This is a genomic window from Amycolatopsis sp. PS_44_ISF1, from assembly GCF_032335455.1.
Classification (GTDB): domain Bacteria; phylum Actinomycetota; class Actinomycetes; order Mycobacteriales; family Pseudonocardiaceae; genus Amycolatopsis.
On record NZ_JANUXO010000001.1, the window covers coordinates 3,116,806 to 3,130,389 of the forward strand.

General features: G+C 67.8%; 11 protein-coding genes. 10 read left to right on the top strand and 1 reads right to left on the bottom strand.

The features are described from left to right. Nucleotides 1–29: 29 nt before the first annotated feature. The 7 genes from NYF13_RS14085 to NYF13_RS14115 all read left to right on the top strand — a co-directional run bounded on the left by NYF13_RS14085 (nucleotide 30) and on the right by NYF13_RS14115 (nucleotide 11,286). Nucleotides 30–6,878: an RHS repeat-associated core domain-containing protein gene (locus NYF13_RS14085; RefSeq protein ID WP_315656829.1), complete on the top strand. Its 6,849-nt coding sequence runs from the start codon at nucleotides 30–32 to the stop codon at nucleotides 6,876–6,878. Next, a complete protein-coding gene (locus NYF13_RS14090; protein WP_315656831.1) occupies nucleotides 6,875–7,171 on the top strand; it encodes a hypothetical protein in 297 nt (98 codons plus the stop codon). Before NYF13_RS14085 ends, NYF13_RS14090 begins: the two co-directional genes overlap by 4 nt. 268 nt (nucleotides 7,172–7,439) lie before the next feature. Further along, a complete protein-coding gene (locus tag NYF13_RS14095) occupies nucleotides 7,440–7,646 on the top strand; it encodes a hypothetical protein (protein WP_315656833.1) in 207 nt (68 codons plus the stop codon). 591 nt (nucleotides 7,647–8,237) lie between these two features. After that, nucleotides 8,238–8,471 (top strand): hypothetical protein, encoded by a 234-nt coding sequence (locus NYF13_RS14100; RefSeq protein WP_315656835.1) that lies wholly within the window; start codon nucleotides 8,238–8,240, stop codon nucleotides 8,469–8,471. Nucleotides 8,472–8,509: 38 nt separating this feature from the next. Beyond that, nucleotides 8,510–8,914 carry a hypothetical protein gene (locus tag NYF13_RS14105; protein WP_315656837.1) on the top strand — a complete coding sequence of 135 codons (405 nt, stop codon included), beginning with the start codon at nucleotides 8,510–8,512 and terminating at the stop codon, nucleotides 8,912–8,914. Between the two features lie 132 nt (nucleotides 8,915–9,046). After that, entirely contained in the window at nucleotides 9,047–10,129 is a 1,083-nt protein-coding gene (locus NYF13_RS14110) for an XRE family transcriptional regulator (protein ID WP_315656839.1), read from the top strand. After that, nucleotides 10,126–11,286 carry a hypothetical protein gene (locus NYF13_RS14115; RefSeq protein ID WP_315656840.1) on the top strand — a complete coding sequence of 387 codons (1,161 nt, stop codon included), beginning with the start codon at nucleotides 10,126–10,128 and terminating at the stop codon, nucleotides 11,284–11,286. Before NYF13_RS14110 ends, NYF13_RS14115 begins: the two co-directional genes overlap by 4 nt. Here the strand turns inward: NYF13_RS14115 and NYF13_RS14120 are convergent. Beyond that, nucleotides 11,261–11,839 carry a hypothetical protein gene (locus NYF13_RS14120; RefSeq protein ID WP_315656841.1) on the bottom strand — a complete coding sequence of 193 codons (579 nt, stop codon included), beginning with the start codon at nucleotides 11,837–11,839 and terminating at the stop codon, nucleotides 11,261–11,263. The two genes, NYF13_RS14115 and NYF13_RS14120, sit on opposite strands and share 26 nt — an antisense overlap. 492 nt (nucleotides 11,840–12,331) lie before the next feature. On the opposite strand from NYF13_RS14120, the gene NYF13_RS14125 reads away from it, so the two are divergent. The 3 genes from NYF13_RS14125 (at nucleotide 12,332) to NYF13_RS14135 (ending at nucleotide 13,426) form a co-directional block, all read left to right on the top strand. Beyond that, complete coding sequence (locus NYF13_RS14125; RefSeq protein ID WP_315656842.1) at nucleotides 12,332–12,460, top strand: hypothetical protein; 129 nt, start codon at nucleotides 12,332–12,334, stop codon at nucleotides 12,458–12,460. Nucleotides 12,461–12,535: 75 nt separating this feature from the next. Then, complete coding sequence (locus tag NYF13_RS14130; RefSeq protein WP_315656843.1) at nucleotides 12,536–12,976, top strand: hypothetical protein; 441 nt, start codon at nucleotides 12,536–12,538, stop codon at nucleotides 12,974–12,976. 222 nt (nucleotides 12,977–13,198) lie between these two features. Further along, on the top strand, nucleotides 13,199–13,426 hold the full coding sequence (locus NYF13_RS14135) for a three-helix bundle dimerization domain-containing protein (protein WP_315656845.1): 228 nt from the start codon (nucleotides 13,199–13,201) through the stop codon (nucleotides 13,424–13,426). The last annotated feature ends 158 nt before the right edge of the window (nucleotides 13,427–13,584 follow it).

The window sequence follows — 13,584 nt, forward strand, 5'->3', positions numbered from 1 at the left end:
GCAGTCCTGCGCGTGGAGGGGGAATCAGGATGCCTGGCTTCGGTCGGTTCGTGCTGCGCGTACGCAGAGCTTCGGTGGCGGCGCTGGCGATTTCGGTGCCGCTCGTGGCGGTGGCGGTCCCGGCGGCGGCCACCCCCGCACCGTCCGCGATCCCGGCGGTCCACTCCGGTGCCTCGCCTACCGACTTCGGCCCCGGCGCGTCCGCGTCCCCCGATGTCATGCTCGACGGCTGGGGCGACGGCACCGGCTACCATCTGCAGGTCGCGCGCGAGAAGTCCGGGTTCACCTGGCAAAGCCTGGCGCTGTTGCGACCGCAGGGTCTCGACGACACGGCGTGGACCGGCTACCAGTGCGTCTCAGGGGACGGCAAGTACGCGGCCATCGCGATCCTCCCGCAGTCCGCGGTGAACCTGTCGGCGGCTCGCGACCACGGTGCCTTCGCCTACTCGGTCGACCTCGCGTCCGGTGTGGTGCGGCCGGTGGCCAGGGGCGTTGGGCTCAAGTACCACTCACCGGGCTGCGGCACCGGTCACGACGCCGTGTTCGGCCTGAGCCTCGGCACGGATCAGGAGAAGACCGAGCTGCTCACGGCCGACCTCTCGACCGGCGCGATCACGGCCAAGTCCACCGTGGACGGGCAGGTGACGTCGGCCGTCCCGGTCGGCGAGGGTGTCCTCGGAGTTGCTGGGGCGTCGCTGGTTTCCGTCGCGGCTTCGGGCAAGGCGAAGCGCGTGGCGGCGCTCGACGCACCGGCGTACGACCTGCGTCCGTCGGCTGACGGCGGGGTCGACTTCCTGACCCTGAGGTCTGGTGCACCGGCCGCTACGGTCCGGCACGAGAAGGCGGGCGTGGTGCGCGCGCTGGGTTCGGGGCCGGCGACCGCGGTGCACCTGTTCCAGGGGCGTGGTGGGCACGCCGTTCTGAGCGGGGTCGAGCGGCTGGAGCCGGGATCAGGGATGAGGAGCGTCCGGACGGTGCCGTTGCCGCACGGGGTCACGGCGACTTCACTGGACGGCGACGCCGCACTCGGCCCGGACGCGGACCCGGCGCAGGAGGTCCCGGTGGTCCTGGCCACCGGCTCGGGTGCCCTGCTCGCGCGGCCACGCCCGGGTAGCGCGGTGGCGGCCACGACCACGGTCTCGCCGCTCGTGCCGGACGGTGTGGGCTCCGCGCCGGTGGCCACCATGCCGGCGGGGAAGCCACAGGCGCACGGGGATGCCGCGCCCGCGGCCGCTCAGCCAGGTACGGCGCCTGCCTCGGGCCAACCGGGCACGGCGCCCGCTTCCGGCCGGCCGGCCAAGGTGCCCGCGGCCGCCCAGCCGCAGACCCAAGCCACTACCGCCGCCCAGACCCCTACCTGCTCCGTCCCACGGCTGGACCGCGCGCGCCAGGTTCCGCAACCCTCGCCCGCGCAGGTCGGCTGGGCCGTGCAGATGGCCGAGCAGAACCTCCTCACCGGTTCCCTCGGCCGTCCTGCCGGGTTCGACAACCTCGGGCTGGCCGCCTATGCGTCCAATTCGGACTTTCCGAAGATTTCGCTGAAGCACCCGGCCGGCGACAGCTGGGACTCCGTGCCGCGCTCGGTGATGCAGGCAATCCTCGCGCAGGAAAGCAACTGGAGCCAGGCGTCCTGGCATTCCTTGCCCGGCATGACCGGAGACCCGCTGATCGCTGACTACTACGGCGCCGGCGGCGACATCGTCTCCATGAACTACGCCGGCGCGGACTGCGGTTACGGCGTCGCGCAGGTGACCACCGGTATGCGAGCGGGTGACCACAGCAGTTACTCGGTCAACGGGCAGACCAAGATCGCCGTCGACTATGAAGAAAACATCGCTGCAGGCCTGCAGATCCTCGAGTCCACCTGGAACCAGCTCTACGACGCCGGCGTCCTGGCCAACAACGGCAGCCCGCGCTACCTCGAGAACTGGTACTTTGCGGCCTGGGCATACAACACCGGGATCCAGCCGACCAAGGCGTACAACTCCACCGGCTGTGTGCCGAGTCCGACCTGCACTGGCCCGGACGGCACCTGGGGCCTCGGCTGGACCAACAACCCGGCCAACCTCGACTACCCGCCGAACCGCGATCCTTTCCTGCAGGACACCTACGACGATGCCAAGCATCCCGCGAGCTGGCCGTACGAGGAGCGGGTCATGGGCTGGATGGCCAGCCCGATCATCCGCGGCGGCACGCGCGCCTACGCCAAGCCGATCTACCACGGTGGCAGCAGCTGGCTGAAGATCCCGCCCACCACGGCGTTCTGCAGCATGGACAACCACTGCGATCCGAATGCCACCAACCCGAGCAACCCTGGCGCCAGCCACTGCATGCTGGACGACTTCGCGTGCTGGTGGCACCAGCCGGTTACCTGGGTCCCCGACTGTGCGACGACCTGCGCGACAAGCGATTACACCGCAAGTGCGGGTTCGACCGAGCCCGGAGTCGCCGACCCGCACCCGCCGACCTGCACGCTGGTCTCCGACGTCGTACCCAGTGGTCCTGCCGGCGCACCGATCGTCGTCGACGAGCAGCCCACGCCGGGGCTGAATCTCGTCGGCTGCGCGCCCTCGAACTGGTCCAGCGATGGCTCCTTCACCTACTCCTACGGCACGAACGCCGCCGGTGACCCGATCGGCGCCATCGACACCCACCAGCTCGGCTCCGGCTTCGGCGGCCGGACCCTGTTCACCCACACCGAAGACGGCAGCAATCCGGCGCTGATCAACACCGGCACCTGGACACCCAATCTGCCCAAGCTTCAGTACTACAAGATCAAGATCCACATCCCCGCACTGGGCGCGTCGGCGACGAACGTCGTCTACCAGATCAACCCCGGTGGCGGCGCGAGCCCGTGGAAGATCCGCGTCAACCAGCACTGGGACTCCGAAGAGTGGGTCACCATCGGGACGTTCGCCATGCAGAACGGCGGGAACGTCCAGCTGTCCAACGCGAGCACCGCCGTCGGCAGCAACGGTGACCTGCTCAACTACGACGTCGCCTATGACGCGCTCGCGTTCCTGCCCATGGGAGGCACGCCGGGCACGCCGATCGGAGGACCACCCGGAATCATCGACGCGCCCAAGGGCAGCAACCCCGCGTTCGTGCAATGCGGGTGCGTGCGGCGCACCGTCGGCGACCCGGTCGACACGTCCACCGGCTACTTCGGTGACGAGTTCACCGACCTGAGCACGCCGGGCCGCGGCGCCGCGCTGGACTTCTCCCGCAGCTACGCCTCCGCGCTCGCCGATCCCAACGGCCCGAACAAGGCCTTCGCCTCCGATGGCCCGTTCGGCTACGGCTGGACGTTCTCCTACAACCTGTCCGCCACCACCGATGGTGCTACCGGGAACGTGACCGTCCGCCAGGAGGACGGCTCGGCAATCACCTTCGTCAACTCGTCCGGGACCTACACCCCCTCGGCGCCCCGGTACGACGCCGCGCTGGTGAAGACTGGTTCATCCTATGTGTACACCCGGCGCGGCAAGGATGTCTTCACGTTCGACACCGCCACCGGGCACCTGCTCGCCGAAACCGACTTGGCCGGAACGAAAGCGAACCCGCCGTACGCCACAAACCTGGCTTACGACGGCGCCGGGCACCTGGCCACGATCACCGATCCCGCGCAGCGCACATACACCCTGGCCTGGACCGGCAACCACATCGCCGGCCTGTCCGATACCGCCGGCCGGCAGGTGACCTACGGCTACAGCGCGGCCGGAGACTTGACCGACGTCTACGGTGTCGGCACGACCCGGACACCGTCGTCGAAGGACGACGACCACGCGGTGTACGGCTACGCGACCGGCACTCACTTGCTGACGTCGATGCGCACCCCGGCGAACTTCGGCAGCACGGCGACGCCGGACCCGGTCACATCGATGGTCTACGACAGCTCCGAACGCGTGCGCACGCAGACCGACGCGACCGGCAAAACCACGACGTTCACCTACGGTCCCGACGGCGGGCTGCAGGCCGGGCAGACGCAGGTGATCGATCCGAGCGGGCACCACACCGTCTACACCTACAGCAACGGGCTGCTCGTCTCGGAAACCCGCGGTGCGAGCACGGCCGACGCCGGGACGTGGACCTACACCTACGACCCGGTGACCCTGGGCGTCTCAACACTGTCCGACCCCAACGGGCACGTCCAGACCTTCAGCTACGACGACCACGGTAACCGGATCTCCGCCAGTGACGCAGTCGGGTTCGCGACGGCGTACCGCTACGACGACCACGGGAATCTGCTCAGCACCATCGATCCCCGCGGCGTCCAGACGGTCAACGGCTACGACGAGGCCGGGCACGTCCCGGCCGGCGCGATCGGCGAGCACGTGCTTACCTCGACCACGGTCACCCAGCTCGGCCAGTCCGCCGAGGTCAAGGACGGCAACCCGACCACCGCGGCGACCCGGGCCGAGAACTTCTACTACGACGACGCTGCCCACCCCGACGACCGCACCCGGGCGGTCGACGCCGAGGGCCGAACCACGTCCAGCACGTTCGACGGCTTCGGCGACCTGACATCCACGGTGGACGGCGCCGGGGCGAAGACTCAGGCGGGGTACGACACCGCGCGCGGCTGGCCGGTCACCAGCGTCAGCCCGTCGGGCAGCGCCGCCGGGGTGGGCTCGAACTGCGCGCCTCCGCAACGGGGCTGCACTGTCATCGGCCACGACGCCTGGGGCAACGTCACCGAGGTCAAGGACGCCTTCGGCCACAGCACCACGGCGGTGTACGACGCCGACGGCAACCAGCTCACCACGACCGACCAGAACAACCGGATGACGACCCTGGTCCATGACCCGATGGACCGGCTGATCCGGACCGTCCGGCCTGACAAGGTCACCACCGTGACCGACTACAACTCCGACGGCACTCTCGCCGACGAGCTCGACGGCGCGAACCACAAGACCTCGTACGGCTACGACGGCCAGGGCCGCCGGACCAGCCGGACCGACCCGGGCAACCGCACCACGACCGGGCACCTCGACGGTGCGGGCAATGTGCTCACCTCGACCGACCCGGCTGGGCGCGTCACGACCTACGGCTACGACCCGGCCGGCCGCGTCATTTCGGCCCAGTACTCCGACGGGACGACCCCGAGCGCGACCTTCGCCTACGACTCGGCCGGCACCCGGGTCTCGATGACCGACGCCACCGGCACCACGAAGACCGATGTCGACGCCTTCGGCGAGGTCGTCGGCGTGACCAGGGGTTCAGGCGCGCACATCGGCTACGGCTACGACCGGACCGGCCGGGCGACCTCGATCACCTACCCCGGCGGCGCCGCGCAGACCGTCGTCCAGTCGTTCGACGCGGCCGGCCGCCTGGCCACCGTCACGGACTGGAACACCAACAAGACCACATTCGGCTACGGCGACGACGGCAACCTGCACACCACGACTTACCCCAACGGCACGGTCGTGACCAACGGCTTCGACGACACCGACACGCTCACCTCGTCGACGCTGTCGGCGGGGACGGCAACGGTGGCCTCGCTGGTCTTCGGGCGCGACAACGCCCACCAGCTCAGCTCGTTCACCCCGACCGGGCTGCCCGGAGCAGCGAAAACGTTCGGGTACTCGCCGCGAGAGCAGCTGCAGTCCGCGACAAGCGGCGGGGTCTCGACCGGCTACACAGTGGACGCCGCGGACAACCCGACCGGTCTCGGCGCCGGGACCCAGTCGTTCGACGGGGCCGACCGGCTGTGCTGGGCGCTGCCCTCGGGCACGGTGACCGCGCCGGCGTGCGACACCGTCCCGGCCGGGGCCACGAAGTACGGCTTCGACCCCCAGGGCAACCGGACGTCGGCCATCCCGGCAACCGGCACCGCCACTACCTACGGCTACGACCAGGCGAACCGGCTCACCTCGGTGAGCGGGACGGGGTCCTACCGCTACGACGGCGACGGGTTGCGGACCGCCAAGACCGTCGGCGCCGCGACCACGACGTTCACCTACGGAGCCGGTTCGGAGCCGAACCTGCTCAGCGACGGCGCCACCAGCTACGTCTACGGACCCGGTGGCGCGCCGATCGAGCAGATCGGCGGCGGCGCGACGTTCTGGTACTTCCACGACCAGGTCGGGTCCACCCGCGCACTCGTCGACGCGGCTGGGCACGTCGCCGGGGCATACGCCTACGGCGAATACGGTGCCGGCACGCACACCGGTACCGCGTCGACACCGCTGCGCTTCACCGGCCAGTACACCGACGACGAGACCGGCTTCGTCTACCTGCGGGCGCGCTACCTCGACCCGGCGACCGCCCAGTTCCTCACCGTCGACCCGCTGGTGAACGCGACGCACACCCCGTACGCGTACGTGAACGGGGATCCGCTCAACGACACCGACCCGACCGGGTTGTGCGGTTTCTGGTGCAAGGTCGGCATCGGCGCGGCGATCGTGGGCACCGCCGCCTGTATCATCATCGAGCCGTGTGGGCTGGTCGAAGGCGGCGCGGTGGCCGTCGCGGGCGGTGCGGTGGCGATCGGCGGCGGGGCGGTTACGTTTGTCGGCGGCAGCGTCGTAGTGGCGGGTGCGGCGGCTGGGGCGATTGGTGGCGCGGCCGTCGCGATGGCGACGAACCCGAGCAGCAGCAGTTCGAACAGCGGCAACTCGAACAGCAACAGTAACGCAAGCGCGGAGTCGTCGCGGCAGAAGTCGATCAACTCGTTCGAGCGGCTGATCCGAGAGCACCAGCAGAAGCTCGAGGAGTACCGCAACGATCCGGACGCGTTCGACAACAAAGGTATCCTGCAGGGTAAGAGTCCGGAGATCAGGGAGCGCATCATCAGCGGCAGGATCAAGCACTTGGAGACCGAAATCCGCGGGTTCCAGGAACAGCTCAACAAGCTGCTCGGGCACTGCCCGGGATGAGCGACGGCCCGGAAATCCCGCTGGCTCGCCTGCGCGAGGTGGCCCTCCTACTCCTGGCGCATGTGGCGCGCGAAGGCGGCTCGGTCACGCTCGACCACGAACTGTTCTGGGAGCTGACCCCAAAGCAGCGCTACGACCTCGACCACGAACCCACCGAGCACACGGTGGGGCAGCTGAGCGAGTCGTGGGCTCAGCTGGAAGCGATGACCGACGACCCGGACCGGGTCGTCGGCTATGGGCTGGTCTGGCTGGCCGACGTGCTGCGCGCGCTCGGCCACCAGTCACTCGGCTGACCAGCGAGCCGCCGTAAATCACGCTACGTTTCCGTCGACGCGGAGAGCCTGGCGCAGCCGGTGCCGGACGAGCCGTTAGCTGCCAGAAAGCCAAGACCGGGCCGAGCCGTTCCTGGAGTCCTACTGGCTAGCGGCCCGGTCGGTGATCTGGCCACTAGCCGGCTGTCCCGCTTACGCCTTCCCGTTGGACTGCTGGACTGCCACTTCTGAAGGCCGTGCGACTTGCTGGTCTTCCAAGGCCTGCGACGACTTCGACGGCGTCGCCCGGTTGACGTCGATCGAAGAGTGGCTCGAGCTGACCGTCACGGTGGCGAAGTCCGGCCGGGTCGAAGTCGCAGGCGAGGCCATCGACGGGGACGCGACGGGCAACAAGCTGTCCTTCCGCATCGGCGGGCTTGACCAGTCCGAACTACCAGCGATCCTGGACGACCTGTCCTCGATCGAGGCGAAGTTCCCGGTGCTCGGCAAGCGCTGAACGCTGACGTAGGACGAGGAAGGCCTTCCCGGCTCACCGGGAGGGCCTTCCTCGGGTGCAGAACCCGAAGATTTGATCCAGGACGGCACCTGGAACAAAATCCTCGGCCGGGTGACCGTCGGAGACGACGACCCCGACGAGGTGATCCAAGAGCCGGAGCAGCCTTTCCGTAACGACGGCGACGATCATCCCCAGGCAGTCGGCCCGCGGTCTTGAGCTCCTTCGGGCTCACAACAGACCACGAAGGATGGTCGGAAGACGAAGGAAATTTTCCAGAAATCACAAAACCCCAGGTTGAAGAGATTTTCAACCTGGGGAGTGAGAGTGCGCCATCAGGGACTCGAACCCCGAACCCGCTGGTTAAGAGAACGCGTTCTGGGGTGTCAGGTGATGCCGAGTGATGTCGGACAAGACCTTTTCGGCTGGTCAACGGCCATCACTTGTGTCGGACTATACCGCGTACTGTCGACGTGTGCGAGACCTCTCGGGCACTTCTCGGGCTCGTTCGTGCCGGATTCTGTCGAGGCATCCGTGCAGGTCAATTGCGGAGGGCGCGGGGACGGGCGGGAACTGCCGGGCAGGGTGGTTGCTGTGTTGAGCCCGAGCGAGGACCGTGATCCGGTGCTGTCGGCGGTGACGCTGATCGTCGGGGTCATCGTGGCGCTGACGTTCGTGTTCGGTTTCGGGAACGTGTTCACGTTGGCTCTTCGGCTGGGGGTGCCGGTCTGGGTTGCACCGCTGGTGGCGCCTGCGGTGGATCTGTCGGTGGTCGGGCTGCTGGTCGCCATTAGGTCCCTGTCGCTGCGGGCGCTCCTGTTGAGGTGATCCGGCCGGCTCGGCGGCTGCTGTTGGCGTCGAGCGTGGTGACGTTGGCGCTGAATGTGGCTGAGCCGTTGCTTGCTGGTGAGGTGGGGAAGGCGTTGTTCGATGCGGTGGGGCCGTTGTTGCTGATCGGCTGGGCGGAGGCAGGACCGGTCCTGCTACTGGCGCTGTCCTCCGCTCCAGCTCCCGAGCGCCAGACTGTCGTTGCCCAGGCCACAGGCTCAGAGGGCACTTCGGCGGAGCGGTCGGAAGGCGTGAAAGTGGACGCCGACTTGCTGGAGCGGGCACGAGATGAGGATCGGCGGCATCGAGAGCAATATCAGCGCCCGGTCTCCGCTGAGAATCTTCGGAAGGCGCTTGGAATAGGCGCAGAGCGGTCGCGCGCCTTGATGCAGCTGGTAGGTGCGGACCACAACATCTCTACGTGCCCGAAATACTACCCATAGTAGCACTTGTTGACTTTCTGTGACGCTGTATGCGCAGCTTCGTCCAGGGCGTCGACTGATTCGGTGTAGCGTCGGAATATTTGCGAACGCTTTTGGTAGACTTTGGTGGTTGAAGATCGAAAGCGAGATGCGATGCCCGACACGGCTGCTGTAGCGCACATGGTGCGCCTGGTCCGGGAGACCAGGGGGTGGTTCCAGCGTGATCTTGCGACGGCCGCCGACATCTCGCAGGGTTTCGTCTCCAAGATCGAGCAGGGACTGCTGCCCCTGACAGCCGAATACCTCGACAAGGTAGCCACCGCGCTCGCGGTACCCGCAGACCTGCTCCTCACGTCCGGCCCGGTCGGCGGCGTCGAAACCACCTGCCTGCACCATCGGCGCCGAGCCAGTGTCATGTCGGTGAACTCCATGCGCGCTATCGAGGGGTTGACGCACCTGACCCGGCTGTCCGTCGACGGCCTGTCGGCTGACGTCGACAGCGTGCCGTCGAAGCGCGAGCTGCGCAGGATGCCGATCGCCGCACACGGAACAGCCGCCGCGGTCGCGGCCGCCTTGCGTGCCGAGTGGGACCTGCCCGAAGGCCCGGTCGATAACCTGGCCGGATTGCTCGAGTCCGCCGGCGTGCGGATCATGCGCCGTGAACTCGGCACCGCCGCGCAGGACGCGGTGAGCACGTGGCCCGCCGGGCAGCCGCCTCTCATCCTGATCAACCGGGATCTGACGCCCGACCGGGAGCGGTTCACCCTGGCGCATGAAGTCGGCCACTTGGCCATGCACGAGCTGCCTTCGGAAGATCAGGAAAAGGAAGCCAACGAGTTCGCCGGCGAGTTCCTCGCCCCCGCGAGCGACCTGGAGCCACTGCTGCGCGGCCTGACCGTGCGGCAGTTCCCGAAACTGGCCGAGTTGAAGATGACCTGGAAGGTCTCGATGGCGATGCTGATCCAGCGCGCCGCCGACCTCGACTGCATCTCCGCGAGCCAGTTCAAATCCTTTCGTATCCGGCTCAACCAGTACGGCTGGACCCGCTACGAACCAGGTGACCTCCCCGCCGAGACGCCGCGGCACATCACCGGCTTGGTCACCGCCCAGCTTGACCGCCACGGACACGACGTCGACGCCGTCGCCGGCCAAGCTCTGATGCTCCCGGAGCCGTTCCGGCGCCACTACATGCCCCTTGTGGTGGACGAACCCGACACCACGGCGGTGCGATCATGAATCAAAACAGCCTGGGACCCGAGGGGGTCAGCGTGGTCAACCCCAGCTCCATCGCGTCGGCGCAAGGCGCGCCGTTCGGCCGGCTGAAGACAGCGCTGGCCGACGTCCTCCTGGTCCAGGCCGATGCGGACGACGCTCACTCCGACATCGTCATCGCGCGTGCCGACCGCGCGGGCGGCGGCATCGTGCTGACCGGAGAAAAAGCCCTGCAGAAGGCCGAGCACTTAATCCGCACTCAGCGGTACCAGCGGCCGGTCGTGACCGATCGCGCCAGGTACACGGGCAAGAACCGGTTGCTCGCGTCGCATTCATTCGACCCGGTTTGGATCCAGCGGCAGCGGGACCTGGGCTTGCCCGCGGTGCTTCCTGATGGCGGCTACGTCGCCGAGCACGATGTACCAGGCCTGCTGAGTGTGCTGCGCCGGACCGCGGACCTGGGCCCGGATGTCGTGGCGCCGCTGTTCCTCGCTGCGAGCTGGCTGCAGCGGGACAAGCTTCCCTGCCTGGTCGAGGCGGTCAGCGATGCCGGCGTTCCGATCGCGGTCGCCTTCGAACACAAGAAGGACCCGCTCGCCAAGAAGGCCGCGGTCTACGGGCTCGTGGCGCTCCTGCAAGTGCCCGTGCCAGTGCTGTTGCTCCGTTGTGACACCGCGTCCATCGGCGCGTTGGCCTACGGAGCTGTCGCGGCCGCAGTCGGAACACGCTCGAGTCTCCGGCACTTCTATCCCGTGACGGACGGAAGCGGGCCGATCCGGCCGCCGAAACCTGCAGCCGTCGTCGAGCGCCTCTTGTCCTACGTACACCTCGACAAGATCGACCAGACCGCGCAGCTGGATCCCGATCATCCCGACTGGCACTGCTCCTGCGACTGGTGCAACGGCCAGTCGCTCCAGTCCCTTGCGTCGGCGCCCGATCCCGAGCTCGCCGCGTTTCTGCACTCGATCGAGGTCCTCTTCCGCATCCGAACAAACATCCTCCTGGCTGGCGACTTGACGGCTCGACGCGAAGCCTGGAACGAACAGTGTTCGTCCGCTCAGTTCAACCACATGACTATCGATGACACGCAGTTCAAGTGGGATGTTCCCCAGCACCTCGCCCACTGGCGCGAGCGCGGAAAGGACCCGAGCGACCTCAGCGCGTCGGCGACGCCTCGATGAGGCAGTCCTGGACGAGGCGGGCGTAGACCAGCTCCTCGGTCCACCTCGTCACCGTGGTCGGTCGTGACGTCGCCACCGGGCCGACGCGGCCGTAGTGGTCGATGACGGCTCCCGAACGGCCTGTCCGCACCATCCAGACCCCATAACGCTCTGCCATCGCCACGCATGAGCTGGGTGCAGGCGCGTCTTGGGGCAAGATCAAGACTGTCGAGCTGAAGCCCGCGAAGCCGCTGACAGCCTTCATCGCGGATTGCCAGCGAGCGCCGATCGCCATGATCGCCACCATTCTGACTACGGAAGGCGGGGCTGTGAACTCGGGCCACTCCCACAATGCGACCGACGGGCGGTCCACAACCGGCGGCGTGTTCGTCTGCTGCCGGAGCTCGTGCGCTTCGTGGTCTACGTGCGCAAGGACCGAAACACGGCTGCCGAAGAGGGTGATGTCCTTCACCAGCGCGCCGCTCCAGCCGAGGGCGTCGACCGCGAGTTGTTCGGGATCATGGTGGTCGCATGAGGTTGAGATGAGCAGGCCGCCCCGCCGCTCACTGGACATCGGTCGTGCCTACTTCCTGGGTTCGTGCTGACGGCCGATCGGAGAGCCTAGACGGGTCACCCGATTGCGCACCAGAGGGAGGGGCCTCATCGCGCTCTGAGTAGCGACGGTGCACCTTCCACTCAGCCACGATGGTGAGCTCGCCACTCGTCCCGTCGCGCAGCTCGAAGTACACAGAGTCACCAGGGGCTAGGCCGAGTGCGCGCAGCAGCTTGACCGGAATCGCCACCTGGTTGACCTGCGAGATCTTCCGAGGTCCTGTCAAGTCCAGCATTTTGTAACTTTACAAAAAATACAACGCGCAGTCGATGGTAAGGCGCAAAGCGCGCGGGTTCGAAAGAGTGGCGGGAACTTCGGCTGAGCGGGTCACGGCGGCGACGGCGGCGTCATCGCCAGCAACTGGGAACCGTCGCGCATAGCCCGCACACCGTCTGACGGTCAGGAGGGACACTAGGTCGGGGCACCGGAGAAATCCGGTGCTGCTTTCTGTGTGTGGCGTCAGTCGCCGAGCACCAGGCCGTCGCCCAGGAGGCCGCCGTCGCAGTCGCCGTCGTGATCGCCGTGGTCGTGCCCGGTGATCTGCAGGCCGAGTACCAAGCTGAGTTCAACGCGAGGCCGTAGTGGTGGTGATGGTGCCCGTGGCCCTCTTCGGAGCTTTGCGCGATCGCCGGCGCGGGTGCGGTCGAGGCGGACGCCGTGCCGGGGTCGGCGAGCAGGAAACCGAGTGCCGCGGCGGGCAGCGCGGCGGTCACCAGCAGGCGACGGCGGGCCTGGCGCGTCCCGGTTGTGGTCGTTGCCGGGGCGGTGCCGTTCGCCTTCCTGCTGGTCACCAGGGAACTGGTCCCCGCGCTGGTGCTGCTCGCGGTGACGGGTTCGTGCTGGGGGCCGTACTTCGCGGTCGAGCGCACCCTGGTGCAGCGTTTGACCCCGGAAGTGGCCCGCGGCAGTGTCATGGGTGCCCGTACGGCGATCTCATCCCTTGGGTTCCCAGCGGGTAGCGCGGTCGCGGGAGCGCTGTGCGCGAGCCTCGGCCCCGTCTCCGCGGTCGCGGTGACGACGGCGGGGTATCTGCTGGTGGCCATGATGCTGGTGTCGGCCACCCGGTGTGCCGAGCCGGGCACCATCCTTGCCCGGTGAGGACAGGGCCCTTTCTGCGGCGGTCACCCCGCGTGAGACCGGCCTGTTTTCTCCGGGCTGTCCATAGTGGCGGCCGCACGAAACCGGTCCATCCTCGTTGTCAAGATTGATTCCGTCGACCGCATACTGCGTCCCCAGCGTCGGTCAGGGCTTCTTCGGGTTTGACTTGCCGTCCTGCTGGACAGAGCCATCCACAGGAACGAGTGTGAGCGGAGGGCCGGTATGACTCAGCAGATCGGTATGGACGAGTTGACTGCCCGAGAGGAAGACTTCGGCTTCGACGCCCTCGTCGCCCGCCTCGTCGAGGAGTACGGCGAGGGCCGGCGTCGCGACATCGAACGGGTGGTCACCGCCGAACGGGAACGGCTTTCCGGCGCGGAGGTCCGCAGCTTCCTGCCCGTGCTCGCCGAGCGCGCCGCCCGGGACCATCTCGAAATGACCTCTGCCTAGGTCACGGAAAGCCGATATGACGAACCCCGAACAAGACTCCACGAGCTGGTCGCCGAGCGGGTCAGGGCCATCCACGCCACGGACCTGGCGCCGCTCACCGCACGGCTCGCCGACAACGTGGTCGCCTTCAACGTCTTGCCGCCACTGCTGCTGCACGG